The 16,379-nt window shown below is 51.4% G+C and carries 7 protein-coding genes, 2 rRNA genes and 3 riboswitches; all 9 genes read left to right on the forward strand.

What is annotated here, in order from left to right; translation table 11 throughout:
• The first annotated feature begins 89 nt into the window (after positions 1-89).
• The 9 genes from PUR_RS03480 to PUR_RS03520 all read left to right on the forward strand — a co-directional run bounded on the left by PUR_RS03480 (position 90) and on the right by PUR_RS03520 (position 16,331).
• Positions 90-2,012 carry a sugar MFS transporter gene (locus tag PUR_RS03480; RefSeq protein ID WP_179034044.1) on the forward strand — a complete coding sequence of 641 codons (1,923 nt, stop codon included), beginning with the start codon at positions 90-92 and terminating at the stop codon, positions 2,010-2,012.
• Between the two features lie 183 nt (positions 2,013-2,195).
• Positions 2,196-2,295: riboswitch (purine riboswitch) on the forward strand.
• A gap of 122 nt (positions 2,296-2,417) precedes the next feature.
• Positions 2,418-3,818 carry an NCS2 family permease gene (locus tag PUR_RS03485; protein ID WP_179034045.1) on the forward strand — a complete coding sequence of 467 codons (1,401 nt, stop codon included), beginning with the start codon at positions 2,418-2,420 and terminating at the stop codon, positions 3,816-3,818.
• 192 nt (positions 3,819-4,010) lie between these two features.
• Entirely contained in the window at positions 4,011-7,838 is a 3,828-nt protein-coding gene (locus PUR_RS03490; protein ID WP_179034046.1) for a glycosyltransferase family 39 protein, read from the forward strand.
• A 34-nt stretch (positions 7,839-7,872) separates the two neighbouring features.
• The gene (locus tag PUR_RS03495) at positions 7,873-8,877 is read left to right on the forward strand and encodes a glycosyltransferase family 2 protein (protein ID WP_179034047.1); all 1,005 of its coding nucleotides are present in this window, start codon (positions 7,873-7,875) and stop codon (positions 8,875-8,877) included.
• Complete coding sequence (locus PUR_RS03500) at positions 8,870-9,340, forward strand: GtrA family protein (protein ID WP_124698002.1); 471 nt, start codon at positions 8,870-8,872, stop codon at positions 9,338-9,340. Before PUR_RS03495 ends, PUR_RS03500 begins: the two co-directional genes overlap by 8 nt.
• 12 nt (positions 9,341-9,352) lie before the next feature.
• Complete coding sequence (locus PUR_RS03505; protein ID WP_179034048.1) at positions 9,353-10,012, forward strand: class D sortase; 660 nt, start codon at positions 9,353-9,355, stop codon at positions 10,010-10,012.
• Positions 10,013-10,114: 102 nt separating this feature from the next.
• Positions 10,115-10,195: riboswitch (cyclic di-GMP riboswitch) on the forward strand.
• A 73-nt stretch (positions 10,196-10,268) separates the two neighbouring features.
• Positions 10,269-10,349: riboswitch (cyclic di-GMP riboswitch) on the forward strand.
• A 13-nt stretch (positions 10,350-10,362) separates the two neighbouring features.
• Complete coding sequence (locus PUR_RS03510) at positions 10,363-11,172, forward strand: transglutaminase-like domain-containing protein (RefSeq protein WP_179034049.1); 810 nt, start codon at positions 10,363-10,365, stop codon at positions 11,170-11,172.
• Positions 11,173-11,596: 424 nt separating this feature from the next.
• A 16S ribosomal RNA gene (locus PUR_RS03515) occupies positions 11,597-13,153 on the forward strand.
• A gap of 245 nt (positions 13,154-13,398) precedes the next feature.
• Positions 13,399-16,331 (forward strand): 23S ribosomal RNA (locus PUR_RS03520).
• The 16S and 23S rRNA genes sit together here, the layout of an rRNA operon.
• Positions 16,332-16,379 lie beyond the last annotated feature (48 nt).

The following is a 16,379-nucleotide window of genomic DNA, read 5'->3' on the forward strand; positions in this document are numbered from 1 at the left end:
TTAACAAAATTCATTCCATTCTAAGTTGAAAGCGTTGCCTTTACTATTTAACTGTAAGAAATCGGATACATGCAAAGGAGATTCTTAGGATGGAAAATTCAAAAGGAAACATCGTTTCACGGTTGTCTTACAGTTTTGGCGCTTTTGGGAATGACTTGCTGTTTGGATTACTCAGTACATATTTCATTATGTTTGTGACAACCCACTTGTTTAACAGTGGAAATAAAGCGCAGGATGCGAAAATGATTGGATTTATTACACTCATTATTTTCTTCTTACGGTTTGTAGAATTAGCTATTGACCCATTTATTGGAAATGCCATTGACAACACCCATACGCGTTGGGGGAAATTCAAGCCTTGGGTTGTAGTGGGTGGTGTCTTAGGACCAGCGGCTTTAGTCATATTATTCACAGATTTTGGCGGACTGACGAAAAGCAATCCGATGCTATATCTTATCTTGTTTGCTATTTTATATATTATGATGGATATTCTATACAGTTTCAAAGATATTGCATTTTGGTCTATGATTCCTGCATTGTCATTTGATTCACGTGAACGTGAAAAAACAGCCACATTTGCTCGAATCGGGTCAAATGTTGGCGGAGGAACCATTGGTATTGTGGTCATGCCTTTAGTGCTGCTGTTCTCACTCCATGCCAATGATGGAACAGGTGATTCTCGCGGATGGTTCTGGTTTGCGCTGATTATTGGTTGTGCCGCAGCTTTATCAGCAGTTGTAGTGGGATTAGGGACAAAAGAAGTAGACTCTGATTTGCGAAAGAACAAGGAAGCAACAACGTTTAAAGGAGTCTTTCGCGTTCTTATGCACAACGATCAGCTTATGTGGTTGTCGTTAGCATATGGTCTTTATGCCATTGGTATGTCTTTAACCAACTCCTTTGAACTCTACTACTTCACATTTATTTTAGGAGATGCATCGAAATTTTCAATTTTGGCATTACTAAATACAATCGTTGGCTTAGCTGCCGTTTCGATTTTTCCCGCATTGGCGAAGAAGTGGAACCGCCGAAATGTATTTCTGGTAGCCATTGCCTTAATGCTGATAGGCTTAGTGGTATTCAGTCTTGCGAACAGCTCTCTTATTCTAGTGCTTGTCGCGGCGGAGTTATTTTTCATTCCACAACCCCTAATCTTTTTAGTGGCTTTGATGACTATTACTGACTCAGTAGAATATGGTCAATTAAAATTAGGACATCGCGATGAATCGCTGACTTTATCTGTTCGCCCATTGTTGGATAAGCTTGCAGGAGCGATTTCAAACTTAGTTGTTGGGATCACGGCTGTAGCGGCCAGTATGACAGCAGGAGCCACAGCTGCAACGATCACGAACCACGACCGCTTTATCTTTAAATTCGCTATGCTTGGTGTCCCGGCAGTAATCATTTTAGTTGGTGCATTTGTCTTTTTCAAAAAAGTGAAGCTTGATGAAAAAATGCATGCTTCAATCGTTGACGAGCTTGAGAGAACATGGGCAAAGGGCTTTGATCGTGATGATGAAAGTGAGTCAACTGGAAGTCAACCGAATTTCAAAGCTAAACTATCTTATTACGCCCCAGTCGCTGGTGAAGTGATTCCCCTTGAACAAGTTTCAGATGCAGTATTTTCGACTGGATCAATGGGGAGAGGGTTTGCAATTAAACCAAGTGATGGGAGAGTTTACGCGCCATTTGATGGCGTAATTGAGGCAACATTCTCAACGCGTCATACTGTTGGTCTTGTCTCCGAAAATAAAATTGCAACATTGATTCATATTGGGATTGGAACAGTCAAGATGAATGGAACTGGTTTTATCACTTATTTCGAACCAGGGCAACGTGTTTCACAAGGGGAGCTCCTAATTGAATTCTGGTCTCCAGCCATTAAGAAAGCTGGATTAGATGATACTGTTATTGCGGTAATCACGAATTCTGATAATTTATCTGAATTTGAAATCAAAAATAAGGGTGAAGTTACAAAGAATGATATTGTTTTGACTTTAGAAAAAAAATAGCGTTCTTCTTGATTCACCTCCTTTTCTTACCAAGCTATTTAAAAAGTCCGTCAATAAATCGGGCAGAAGGAGCGCAAATTCCGCCAATTTCGCCAATCAAGGCAGGCTGCAATGACAAAAACATGACAAGGGTTGTTCGTTTTCATCATTGACAACTCATGTCATGTCCGCCTAAAATGAGAAAGCATTAGCAACAGGAATATTCGTATAATCCCGGGAATCGGCCCGGGAGTTTCTACGAGGTCACCGTAATGACCTGGCTACGATCAAAGAAAGCTGTCCCGACTTGAATCTGCGGCCACCGTGCTGCAGCGGCTTCGGGGAGAGCTCTTTTTCAGGCCGGCGTCCTCGAGACTCCGGCTTTTTTGCTGCTGCCTCATACCAACACAACAGGGGGAGAACATTTTGGAACGCTTTTTCAAACTCAGAGAGAACGGCACAACAGTACGTACTGAAATTATGGCCGGTCTGACCACCTTTATGGCAATGGCGTATATTTTGTCGGTGAATCCCGGTACGCTGACCGCCTTCGGCCGTATCGATATGGGCTGGTATTCCGTATTTTTGGCGACCGCGCTGGCCGCGGGCATTTTCACAATCGCCATGGGACTGTTCATTAACTTCCCGGTTGCCCTCGCGCCCGGCATGGGCCTTAACGCGTATTTCGCATCGGTTGTCCTGTCCTCGGCGACGTCGGATCATCCGTTTACTTGGCAGATGGGTCTGACGGCGGTCTTCATCTCCGGTCTGATCTTCATACTGCTGACCATCACCCGGATTCGCCAGATTCTGCTGGATGCGATTCCGGACAGTCTCAAGCATGCGATCACGGTCGGCATCGGACTCTTCATCACCATTATCGGCCTGAAGAACAGCGGGATTATGACGATCGGCGTAGAGGCGGGCAATGCGATCCCGGCCAATACCTTTACCGATGTGCTGTACTTCGAAACGGTGTTTCATCTCGGAAGCCTTCAGAACACGAATGTTCAGCTTGCCCTAATCGGCCTGCTGCTGATCAGCATCCTGATGGTGCTGCGGGTGAAAGGTGCGATTCTGTTCGGTATTCTCGGCACCACGGTAATCGGTATGCTGATGGGAGCGGTTGACTTCTCCACCTTGTCCAATCCGTCTACGCCATGGGTTCCGGATTTCACGCAGCTGAACTTCCTGGAGTTTGATTGGAAAGGCATTCTGCATACTGGCATTATTTCCGCGATTGCCACCTTCACCTTCGTTGAACTGTTCGACACCTTCGGCACTCTGGTCGGAACGGCGCAGCGCGCGGGAATTATGGACAAACCGGAAGAGGGAAAAAGACGCGTCGGGAAAGCAATGCTCGTCGACGCGGCCGCGGTTGCCGGAGGTGCCATCCTGGGCACATCCACCACAACGGCTTATGTGGAAAGCGCGGCGGGCGTGGCTGAAGGCGGACGTACGGGACTTACCGCCGTTACTACAGGTGTGTGCTTCCTGCTTGCCCTGTTCCTGGCGCCGGTTGCTGCTCTGATTCCCGGCTCAGCCACAGCGGCGGCCCTTATCATTGTCGGCGTGCTGATGGCGCAGTCCATCCGCCAGATCGATTTTAACGATATGGTGATTGCCATTCCGTCGTTCCTGACCCTCGCGATTATGCCTTTTACCTACAATATCGCGAACGGTATTTCTTTCGGCATCGTCACCTACGTGATCTTGGCATTTGTCGCCAACGTGTCGGGCAAAAAGAAATACGACATCCACTGGATGATGTGGCTTCTGGCCGTACTGGTGGTGCTTCGTTACTTGCTGATCGGCAGCCAGGGTTAACCGCGGCCGCTCCTTTACGGCTCCTTCCCAACCGGAAGGGGCCGTTTCTATATATAAAGATCGAAATCTGCGGCACTTTCGGAAGGGAGGCCGGACTTTTCTTCACCCGGCAATTCGATTATATTGAAATGAGGGAAAAATGAGGAAAGTTCATATACATAGATTCGGACGACTAGGGCGAAGGTGGTAACGATGATGAAGAAGTGGCGTATGGCCGCAAAATTGATGTTTATGCTGCTGCTGTGTATGCTTGCCATACCTCCGGGAACAATGTTTGCGGAAGGGAATCTTTTGCATAATTCGGGCTTTGAGGAGACGGCTTCGAATGCGCCCGCTTCCTGGAACAAGGACGTATGGGTGCAGGGCGATCAGGCAAGCCTGCTGTCTGTGGAATCCGCGGATGTCCATTCCGGCAGTTTCGCGGCCGTCGTAGAGAATGTGCAGCAGAATCATGCCAAATGGATTCAGACCGTCGCCGTAAAGCCGGACACCCACTACCGGATTTCCGGCTGGGTGAAAGTGGTGAACGCGGGAGCGGAGGGCATCGGGGCCAATATCTTCGTCGTCGGCGTAGGCGGGGGATTTCCAAGCACTAAAGACACCGGCATAGGCTGGCAGCAGCTCACGTTCGTGGGCAAGACGGGCGCGGATCAAAAAGAAATAGGCATCGGCGCCGCCCTCGGCGGGTACGGCAATCTGGCCACCGGCAAGGCTTATTTCGACGATTTGTCCGTGGAAGAGCTGACCTCCGCCCCAGCGGGAACTTCCGTCATCTCGCTTGATCCCGGGACGTCCTCTGCGGGGACGGCCGGGAAGCCGGTTAAAATATCATCCAAGGATATTTTGCTCTTCTCCGCTCTGTTCGCCTGCCTGTTCGCGTGGGTATACCGGACCGCGCTTCGCAGCAGACGTCTGCTCAGAAGAGAGAATTACAATTATGGCCTATGGCTGGGGCTGGTTCTTGCCGCGGCTTTCCTGCTGCGCCTGTGGCTCGGATGGACTTCGCAGGGCTATATGAACGACATGAAGACCTTTATGTACTGGGGGCAGCGGCTGGCCGAGGTTGGACCGGGCCGTTTTTACCAGGAAGGCCTGTTTGCAGATTATCCCCCAGGGTATCTTTATATATTGTATCTTCTGCATGTCATACAGGGCGGACTCGGCCTGAGTCCGGATTCTTCGTCCGAGATGCTGCTGTTCAAGCTGCCGGCGATTCTGTCGGATATTGCGGCCGGCTGGCTTATTTACCGGATCGGAAGCAAAAAGCTCGAAAGCGGCACTGCGCTCGGCCTTGCGGCGCTGTATTTGTTTAACCCGGCTGTATTGACCGATTCGGCGGTGTGGGGTCAGGCGGACGCCTTCTTCGTGCTGTTCCTGCTGCTAAGCATCCACGCCGTCTCGGATAAACGGCTGGCTGTTTCCGCGCTTTGGTTCGCGGTGGCCACTGCGGTGAAGCCGCAGGCGCTTATTTTTACGCCGGTGCTCCTGTTCGCTTTCCTTCATTACCGCGCCTGGAAAGAACTGTTGAAGGGAGCGGTATACGGGCTGATCGCTTTTGCCCTGATTACTCTGCCGTTCTTTTGGGGCAACGGAGGGCTCGGCGGACTGATTAATCTGTACAAAAGCACGCTGTCTTCCTATCCTTACTCGACCGTCAACGCTTTTAATCTGTACATGCTTATTGCTCCCAGCTGGGCGCCGATCGACCAAGCATGGCTTGGAATTCCTTTCCGCGTGTGGGGCAATATCGCTATTATAGCTGCCGTACTTTTGGCCGGGGTGTACTCGTTCCGCAAAGACAAAAAGGATCTGTCCAAGTCCTTCTTCATCGGTTTGGTTTTGATTGTGGTCATGTTTGTGGTCGGGACCAAAATGCATGAACGGTATATGTTCCCGGCGCTGGCCTTAAGCTTGTTCACCTTTATGGAGACCAGGGACCGGAGGCTGCTAACGCTGTTCTTCGGCCTGAGCTTGACCCAGTACATCAATGTGGCGTATGTGCTGCTGCATCTGAATGCGGGGCAGAATCCCGGCTCGGACGGCATCGTCCTCGTTACATCAATCACCAACATCGGGCTGCTGCTGTTTATGCTGTACATCGGGTGGGATATTTACTTTAGGGGAAAAGTTCTCCCGTTGGCTCCTCCGTATACCGAGGGGCAGCTTCGGGAAACCGACCTGGCGCTCGCCGGGGAACTCCGTCCCTTAAATCATATCCGCCCGGGCGGCATGATCCCACGTCTGGTGCGGAAGGATTGGCTATGGATGGGGGCTATTACCCTGCTCTATGGGGTGCTTTCTCTGGTCAATCTCGGCTCGACCTCTTCGCCGGAAACGGTTTGGGCGCCTTCGGCCTCAGGGGAGAGCTTCTATGTGGATTTGGGAGCCGCGAAGCAGCTGGACAAGGTAAGAATATTCGGAGGCGTGGGCACAGGTGAGTTTACGCTGGATTTTGGCGGCGACACTCCGCAAAGCTGGTCCGGACCCGTCAAGATTAACGAGGATGTCGGCAACGTCTTTATCTGGAAAAGCCAGCAGCTTAACGCCACGGCGAGGTACGTCAGAGTTTTTGTGAATAACCCGGGCTTCTATCTGCAGGAGATCGCCTTTTACGAGAAAGGAAACACCTCGCCGCTGGCCATTGCCGGAGTGTCACCCGATACGGGAGGAACTCCCAAAAAAGGCGAACCGGCCAACCTGTTCGACGAACAGCAGCTCATTCCGGCGGGCTCGGGCTTTATGAACAGCACCTATTTTGATGAGATTTATCATGCCCGCACCGCTTATGAATACGCCCATGGCATCGTTCCTTACGAGAATACGCATCCGCCGCTGGGCAAGCTGCTCATTTCAGTCGGAATGGCGCTGTTCGGCGTCAATCCGTTCGGTTGGCGGATCGTCGGCACGGTATTTGGAATCGCCATGCTGCCTGTCCTCTATATGATGGCGCTGAAGCTGTTCGGACGGACGCGCTATGCGGCGCTTGCGGCAGGGCTGTTCGCCCTGGACTTTATGCATTTCACGCAGACCCGGATTGCCACTATTGATGTGTACGGCGTCTTCTTCATCATGCTGATGTTCTATTTCATGCAGCGTTATACCGTCATGAATTTCTACCGCGATCCGCTGCGCAAGACGCTGTGGCCGCTCTTTTGGGCGGGTCTGTTTTTCGGCATCGGCGTCGCCTCCAAATGGATTGTGCTCTATGGAGGGGCGGGCCTAGCGATTATGCTCGGCATTTCCCTCTTTGACCGGTTCCGGCAGCACCGGGCGGCCCGTCGCCTGCTTGCCGACGGAAAGAGCGTAGACCAGGAACTGTCCGCCGCCTGCCAGAGAGCCGCTCGAACGTTCTGGAGCAAAACCGTCATCACGCTGGCGTGCTGCCTTGTCTTTTTTGTAGTCATCCCGGCCGTGATTTACAGTCTGTCGTTTATTCCCGTCCTATCCGTCACACCGGAAGGCTATACGCTCAAAGGGCTGCTCGAGGCGCAAAAGGACATGTATGATTATCACAGCCAGCTTGTTGCCACCCATCCGTTCTCTTCCCAGTGGTGGCAATGGCCGTTTATGAAGCGCCCGGTATGGTTTTTCAGCGGCGGAGAAGGGCTGCCGGCAGGCCAGGTTAGCAGCATCGTGACGATGGGCAATCCGCTGATCTGGTGGACCGGAGTTTTTGCCATCCTCGCCGTGCTTTGGCTGACGCTGAAGCGCCGGGAGAAGCCGCAATACGTCATTTGGATCGGCTATTTTTCACAATATGTTCCGTGGATGCTCGTACCGCGCGAGACCTTCCTTTACCATTATTTTGCCATGGTGCCGTTCTTGATTCTGGCGCTTGTCTACATGTTGAAGCTGTCGGACAGCCTATTCCCGGAATCCCGGTCCAGAGTCATCCGTTATGTGTTTGTCTCGGGAGCGGCGCTGCTCTTTGTTATGTTCTATCCCGTCTTGTCGGGGCTGCAGGTTAGCGGGGATTATGTGACGGGCGTCCTGCGCTGGTTCCCGACTTGGGTCTTCTAGAGTCAGGCCTGTCCACAATTTAGGAGGAAAAGAAATGAAAGCCAGATACAGCGTGATCGTCCCGATGTATAATGAAGAAGAGGTAATCTCCCATACGTATAAGCGTCTGAAAGAAGTAATGGACCGCAGCGGAGATGCGTACGAGCTGATTTTCGTGAACGACGGCAGCCGGGACCGCTCAGCCGAGATGATCCGGGAGATCGCGGACCGGGACGGACATGTGAAGCTGATCGATTTCTCGCGGAACTTCGGCCATCAGGTCGCGATTACCGCCGGCATGGACTATGCCCGGGGCGAAGCGGTCGTTGTTATCGACGCCGATCTTCAGGACCCGCCGGAAGTCATTCTTGAGCTGATTGCCAAATGGAAGCAGGGGTATGAGGTGGTGTATGCCAAACGGCTGAAGCGCCATGGCGAAACCTTCTTCAAAAAAATAACCGCCAAAATCTTTTACCGCCTGCTCAGCAGCATGACCAGCGTGGATATCCCGACCGATACGGGCGACTTTCGCCTGATCGACCGCAAGGTGTGCGATGTTTTGCGCGATCTGAAGGAGAAGAACCGCTATGTCAGAGGACTTGTAAGCTGGGTCGGCTTCCGCCAGACCATGGTGGAGTACGTACGAGAGGAGCGTTTTGCCGGGGAAACCAAGTATCCGCTCAAAAAAATGATCCGGTTCGCGCTCGACGGCATCACATCCTTTTCGCACAAACCGCTAAAGATTGCGTCTTACCTCGGTTTTTTGCTCTCGTTTTCCAGCTTTATTTTTTTGTTCTTCGTCTTGATGCAAAAATGGTTCACTTCCCGCACAGTGCCCGGCTGGGCTTCCATTGTAGGTGTGAATCTGCTGTTTAACGGAATTGTGCTTATGATACTCGGGGTAATCGGGGAATACATCGGCCGGATCTACGACGAATCGAAGGATCGGCCGCTATATATTGTCCGCCGGACCGTGGGCTACGGAAATCTGAAGGAAGAGGAAGCCGAGCTCCTTCGCGAGGAAGCCGGACTGCCGCGGAAGGGTGTGCCCTATGAATGACAAAAATTTGCGCGGCGATATCATCCAGTTCGTCAAATTTAATATTGTCGGTCTGCTGAATACGCTGGTTGATATGGCCGTGTTCGCGCTGCTGAATTCGCTCGGACTGTTCTATGTCGTGGCCCAGATTATCTCCTACGGTGCGGGAACGGCGAACAGCTTCGTTTTAAATAGCAATATAACGTTCAAGGACCGGAAGCGTTCCAAGGAGGAAGGCTTCGATCATAGGCAGCTGCTACGGTTTATTATTTTAAATTTGGTCGTACTGGGCATATCTTTGCTGCTGATGAGCCTTCTCATCGACCGCCTGGGACTGCAGGAACTGGTATCGAAGGTGTTGGCTACATTTGTTACGGTCATCATCAATTTTTTCGGCAGCAGAAAATGGGTGTTCGTGGACCCGAAGCAGCCCCTGCCCGTTTCAGGCGAGGTGGTCTCCGGAGGGGATGCGGACCAACGTTAGAGGGTGAGATGATTGCGCAAGCTGTCTTATATCATTATTATCGCAGGCGTTCTGCTGCTGCTGTACCCGAAGACCAGCGAATGGTTTGAGGACTGGCAGCAGCAGAAACTGCTGAAGGAAGCGGAACAGAACTTCGAACAAGGAACGGATACGGCTCAGACCTCCGCCGATCTCGATTTGCGGCTCAAATACGCCAAAGTGACACAACTGCTTGCGGAAGAATCGGCACTGGGCGACCAGGCCGGGCTCCCGGATGATAAAGGCAATTCAGACGCCGGCGAGAAGGCGATCGGGCTGATTGAGATCGGCACAATCGGTGTAAAGCTTCCCGTGCTTGAAGGAGCTACCAAAGCGAATATGAGGCATTCAGCCGTGCATTTGACGGAGACTGTTCCACTCGGGGAAGTTGGCAATGCGGCCATCGCCGCCCACCGCGCCCATACAAAGGGAAGACTGTTCAACCGTCTGAACGAGGTGAAGATCGGAGACACGATTACTGTTAGGACCAAAGGTCAGGTCTATAACTATACCGTCTATGATATTTTGATCGTTGATCCGACCGACGTATCTGTGCTGGAAGGCAATAACAAAGACCGGATTCTGACGCTCATTACGTGTGATCCGCTGATCAATCCTACACATAGGCTTATTATTCATGCAAAACTTCCGTGACCTTGGTGTATAAATGAAAAAAGAGGCCAATGAGCAGGTACAATTTCCTATTGTTCTATTGATGTTTCAGATGAATATGGTAAAATATATGAGAAAAGCTAAACACGATAACGGCAAACCTATCGAAAGGTAGGGACGCAAAGCTAAAGGGCCTTCCCATAAGGATGGCAGCCAGCTACCGAATGAAGAGGCTTTTTTATTTGGTTTTAAATATAAATTATGTCATTTATACTAGTTTTTATAATAGATAAAGCTTGTGCGACAAAGGCAAACCTGTCGAAAGGCAGGGACGCAAAGCTAAAGGGCCTTCCCGCGAGGATGGCAGCCAGCTACCGAAAGGAGTTTTATCCGTGAAGAAGTTTTATTTGTTGATCCTCACTTTATTTGTGATAACCGCTTCCGTTCAAGCTACCCCCGCAGCCGCAGCGAGCGCCGGTTCCGAATGGCTGGATGCCTCGGATTTAAGCCAAGGCGTTGTCGGCATTCAATATAATGCTCCCCAGAACAAACGCACCAAGCTGATGATCACCAAGAATGGCAGCAGCTATACCTACAACCTGTTCACATCGGAGCCTAATGAATCGTTCCCTCTTCAGCAAGGTGATGGCACCTACAAAATCTCCATTCTTGAGAACACCAGCGGCAACAAATACAAAGTGGTTTATACCGACTCTGTCGATCTCTCGCTGAGCGATCCCAACGCCGTATACCTGAGCTCCGTGCAGAACATTAATTGGAACCCGTCCGATAAAGCTATTCAAAAAGCGAAACAACTGACCCTGAATGCCGCCACCAACAAAGAAAAGGTAACCGCCATCTATAACTATATCGTTTCCAATGTGAAATACGACTACGCTTTGGCAGCTAACGTATCCAATGATTACGTACCGGACATCGACAATACGCTAGCCAGCAAAAAAGGAATCTGCTATGACTATGCTTCCCTCTTCGCCGCTATGCTTCGCAGCGTGAACGTTCCCGCCAAGCTTGTAATGGGGGAAAGCAGTTATGTAGCTCAATACCACGCATGGAATGAAGTTCTTATCGACGGCAAGTGGGTGACTATTGATACGACAGTTGATGCCGGATTAGGCAAGAGCAACAAAACAGCTACCCTGATTAAAAGTTCAAGTAAATACACAGGCGTGAAGTATTACTAACTCTATTGAGTTAAAAGGTTAAGATAGTGAATGGACAATCCGCTTAAATAATAAGTGGATTGTTTTTTTGTATTTTGGGGTTGAAATATTTGCTGAGAAGAGGTACTATAGGTGAGTCGCTCTCGGGAGACAACAAGCTGTTACAGACAAGTTAAAATAAACTTTTAAAAAAAGCTTGCGTTCCTGAAGAGTACATGATATATTATAAAAGTTGCTGCTGAGACATTAAGTTGAACGGCGGCAAACAAGTTTGATCTTTGAAAACTGAACAACGAGTGAGTGGGAATTCGCTTTAGCGAGTTCCAAAATGAAGAGAATGCAAATTCTCGTCAGATGTTTCAAAATGAGCGAATCGCTCTATCGATAAACTTTTCGGATGGTTATTTTCTCGGAGTGATTCGGGTGGTAATCGCACGAAAAAACCTTATTGGAGAGTTTGATCCTGGCTCAGGACGAACGCTGGCGGCGTGCCTAATACATGCAAGTCGAGCGGAGTCCTTTTGAGAGCTTGCTCTCAAAAGGACTTAGCGGCGGACGGGTGAGTAACACGTAGGCAACCTGCCCCTTGGACTGGGATAACTACCGGAAACGGTAGCTAATACCGGATAAGACCTTCTGGTGCATACCGGAAGGCGGAAAGGCGGAGCAATCTGCTACCAGGGGATGGGCCTGCGGCGCATTAGCTAGTTGGTGGGGTAACGGCTCACCAAGGCGACGATGCGTAGCCGACCTGAGAGGGTGAACGGCCACACTGGGACTGAGACACGGCCCAGACTCCTACGGGAGGCAGCAGTAGGGAATCTTCCGCAATGGGCGAAAGCCTGACGGAGCAACGCCGCGTGAGTGATGAAGGTTTTCGGATCGTAAAGCTCTGTTGCCAGGGAAGAACGTCTTGTAGAGTAACTGCTACAAGAGTGACGGTACCTGAGAAGAAAGCCCCGGCTAACTACGTGCCAGCAGCCGCGGTAATACGTAGGGGGCAAGCGTTGTCCGGAATTATTGGGCGTAAAGCGCGCGCAGGCGGCTGTTTAAGTCTGGTGTTTAAACCATGGGCTCAACCTGTGGTCGCACTGGAAACTGGGCAGCTTGAGTGCAGAAGAGGAAAGTGGAATTCCACGTGTAGCGGTGAAATGCGTAGAGATGTGGAGGAACACCAGTGGCGAAGGCGACTTTCTGGGCTGTAACTGACGCTGAGGCGCGAAAGCGTGGGGAGCAAACAGGATTAGATACCCTGGTAGTCCACGCCGTAAACGATGAGTGCTAGGTGTTAGGGGTTTCGATACCCTTGGTGCCGAAGTTAACACAGTAAGCACTCCGCCTGGGGAGTACGGTCGCAAGACTGAAACTCAAAGGAATTGACGGGGACCCGCACAAGCAGTGGAGTATGTGGTTTAATTCGAAGCAACGCGAAGAACCTTACCAGGTCTTGACATCCCTCTGAATCGTCTAGAGATAGGCGCGGCCTTCGGGACAGAGGAGACAGGTGGTGCATGGTTGTCGTCAGCTCGTGTCGTGAGATGTTGGGTTAAGTCCCGCAACGAGCGCAACCCTTGACTTTAGTTGCCAGCAGGTGAAGCTGGGCACTCTAGAGTGACTGCCGGTGACAAACCGGAGGAAGGTGGGGATGACGTCAAATCATCATGCCCCTTATGACCTGGGCTACACACGTACTACAATGGCCGGTACAACGGGAAGCGAAACCGCGAGGTGGAGCCAATCTTATAAAGCCGGTCTCAGTTCGGATTGCAGGCTGCAACTCGCCTGCATGAAGTCGGAATTGCTAGTAATCGCGGATCAGCATGCCGCGGTGAATACGTTCCCGGGTCTTGTACACACCGCCCGTCACACCACGAGAGTTTACAACACCCGAAGTCGGTGGGGTAACCCGCAAGGGAGCCAGCCGCCGAAGGTGGGGTAGATGATTGGGGTGAAGTCGTAACAAGGTAGCCGTATCGGAAGGTGCGGCTGGATCACCTCCTTTCTATGGAGAATCGTTTCCCGAGCGGAAACATTCAAATCGGAAGCTAAGCTTCCAAAACTCAGGTTTAGGCCTGTTGCTCACTCGTTGCTCAGTTTTGAGAGCTCAAACTCTCAATCTTGATCCTTGAAAACTGGATACCGAAACGAAAATTGCGTTTTAGAACATCTTTTAGCTGAACTTGTGTCAAGCGATTGATCAAGTGAAGTGAATAGTGGTTCATGATTTTCCCTAACGGGAAAACATGTGGTTAAGCTACTAAGAGCACACGGAGGATGCCTAGGCGCCAGGAGCCGATGAAGGACGTGGCGAACAACGAAAATGCCTCGGGGAGCTGTAAGCAAGCGTTGATCCGGGGGTGTCCGAATGGGGAAACCCGGCTGTGGTAATGCACAGTCACTCCTACCTGAATTCATAGGGTAGGTGGAGGCAGACCAGGGGAACTGAAACATCTAAGTACCCTGAGGAAGAGAAAACAAGAGTGATTCCGTCAGTAGCGGCGAGCGAACGCGGAACAGCCTAAACCAGGGAGCTTGCTCCCTGGGGTTGTGGGACGTCTCACATGGAGTTACAAAGGAACAAGATAGGTGAAGAGGTCTGGAAAGGCCCGCGATAGAGGTAAAAGCCCTGTAGCCCAAATTTGGTTCCCTCCGAGACGGATCCCGAGTAGTGCGGGGCACGTGAAACCCCGTATGAATCCGGCAGGACCATCTGCCAAGGCTAAATACTCCCTGGCGACCGATAGTGAAACAGTACCGTGAGGGAAAGGTGAAAAGCACCCCGGAAGGGGAGTGAAATAGTACCTGAAACCGTGTGCTTACAAGAAGTCAGAGCCCGTTATAGGGGTGATGGCGTGCCTTTTGTAGAATGAACCGGCGAGTTACGTTTAACGTGCAAGGTTAAGGCGAGAAGCCGGAGCCGCAGCGAAAGCGAGTCTGAATAGGGCGACTTAAGTACGTGGGCGTAGACCCGAAACCGTGTGATCTACCCCTGTCCAGGGTGAAGGTGCGGTAACACGCACTGGAGGCCCGAACCCACGCACGTTGAAAAGTGCGGGGATGAGGTGGGGGTAGCGGAGAAATTCCAATCGAACTCGGAGATAGCTGGTTCTCCCCGAAATAGCTTTAGGGCTAGCCTCGGTGATTAACAGTACTGGAGGTAGAGCACTGATTGGGTGCGGGGCCCGCAAGGGTTACCAAGCTCAGTCAAACTCCGAATGCCAGCTACTGATGCACCGGGAGTCAGACAGTGAGTGCTAAGATCCATTGTCAAAAGGGAAACAGCCCAGACCATCAGCTAAGGTCCCCAAGTGTGTGTTAAGTGGGAAAGGATGTGGAGTTGCACAGACAACCAGGATGTTGGCTTAGAAGCAGCCACCATTGAAAGAGTGCGTAATAGCTCACTGGTCGAGTGACTCTGCGCCGAAAATGTAACGGGGCTAAACACACCACCGAAGCTATGGCTTGATGCGTATGCATCAGGGGTAGGGGAGCGTTGTATGTGGGTTGAAGGTTGACTGTAAGGACAGCTGGACAGCATACAAGTGAGAATGCCGGTATGAGTAACGAAAAGATCAGTGAGAATCTGATCCGCCGAAAGCCCAAGGTTTCCTGAGGAAGGCTCGTCCGCTCAGGGTAAGTCGGGACCTAAGGCGAGGCCGACAGGCGTAGTCGAAGGACAACAGGTTGATATTCCTGTACCACCGTAATCCGCTATGAGCGATGGGGGGACGCAGGAGGGTAGTGACGCGGACTGATGGATGTCCGTCCAAGCAGCGAGGCTGGTGTATAGGCAAATCCGTACACCATTAAGGCTGGGCTGTGATGGGGAGCGAAAATTACAGTAGCGAAGGTCATGATCTCACACTGCCAAGAAAAGCCTCTAGCCAGGAGAAGGTGCCCGTACCGCAAACCGACACAGGTAGGCGAGAAGAGAATTCTAAGGCGCGCGGAAGAACTCTCGTTAAGGAACTCGGCAAAATGACCCCGTAACTTCGGGAGAAGGGGTGCCTCGGTAGGGTGAATAGCCCGAGGGGGCCGCAGTGAAAAGGCCCAAGCGACTGTTTAGCAAAAACACAGGTCTGTGCGAAGCCGCAAGGCGAAGTATACGGGCTGACGCCTGCCCGGTGCTGGAAGGTTAAGGGGAGCGGTTAGGGGTTAAACCCGAAGCTGTGAACCGAAGCCCCAGTAAACGGCGGCCGTAACTATAACGGTCCTAAGGTAGCGAAATTCCTTGTCAGGTAAATTCTGACCCGCACGAATGGCGTAACGACTTGGGCGCTGTCTCAACGAGAGATCCGGTGAAATTTTAATACCTGTGAAGATGCAGGTTACCCGCGACAAGACGGAAAGACCCCATGGAGCTTTACTGCAGCTTGATATTGAACTTGGGTACGATCTGTACAGGATAGGTGGGAGCCTTAGAAGCCGGAGCGCCAGCTTCGGTGGAGGCGCCGTTGGGATACCACCCTGATCGTATCTAGGTTCTAACCTGGCACCCTAAACGGGTGCGGGGACCGTGTCAGGCGGGCAGTTTGACTGGGGCGGTCGCCTCCTAAAGCGTAACGGAGGCGTCCCAAGGTTCCCTCAGAATGGTTGGAAATCATTCGAAGAGTGCAAAGGCAGAAGGGAGCTTGACTGCGAGACCAACAAGTCGAGCAGGGACGAAAGTCGGGCTTAGTGATCCGGTGGTACCGCATGGAAGGGCCATCGCTCAACGGATAAAAGCTACCCTGGGGATAACAGGCTTATCTCCCCCAAGAGTCCACATCGACGGGGAGGTTTGGCACCTCGATGTCGGCTCATCGCATCCTGGGGCTGAAGTAGGTCCCAAGGGTTGGGCTGTTCGCCCATTAAAGCGGTACGCGAGCTGGGTTCAGAACGTCGTGAGACAGTTCGGTCCCTATCTGTCGTGGGCGTAGGAAATTTGAGAGGAGCTGTCCTTAGTACGAGAGGACCGGGATGGACGTACCGCTGGTGCACCAGTTGTTCCGCCAGGAGCATGGCTGGGTAGCTACGTACGGACGGGATAAGCGCTGAAAGCATCTAAGCGTGAAGCCCCCCTCAAGATGAGATTTCCCAATTAGTAAGACCCCTTGAAGACGACGAGGTAGATAGGTTGGAGGTGGAAGTGCAGCAATGCATGGAGCTGACCAATACTAATCGGTCGAGGGCTTATCCAAAAATAAACGCAAGATTCGTTTCGGTTCCAGTTTTCAGGGAGCAAGGAT

This window comes from Paenibacillus sp. URB8-2, assembly GCF_013393385.1.
GTDB lineage: Bacteria > Bacillota > Bacilli > Paenibacillales > Paenibacillaceae > Paenibacillus_AQ.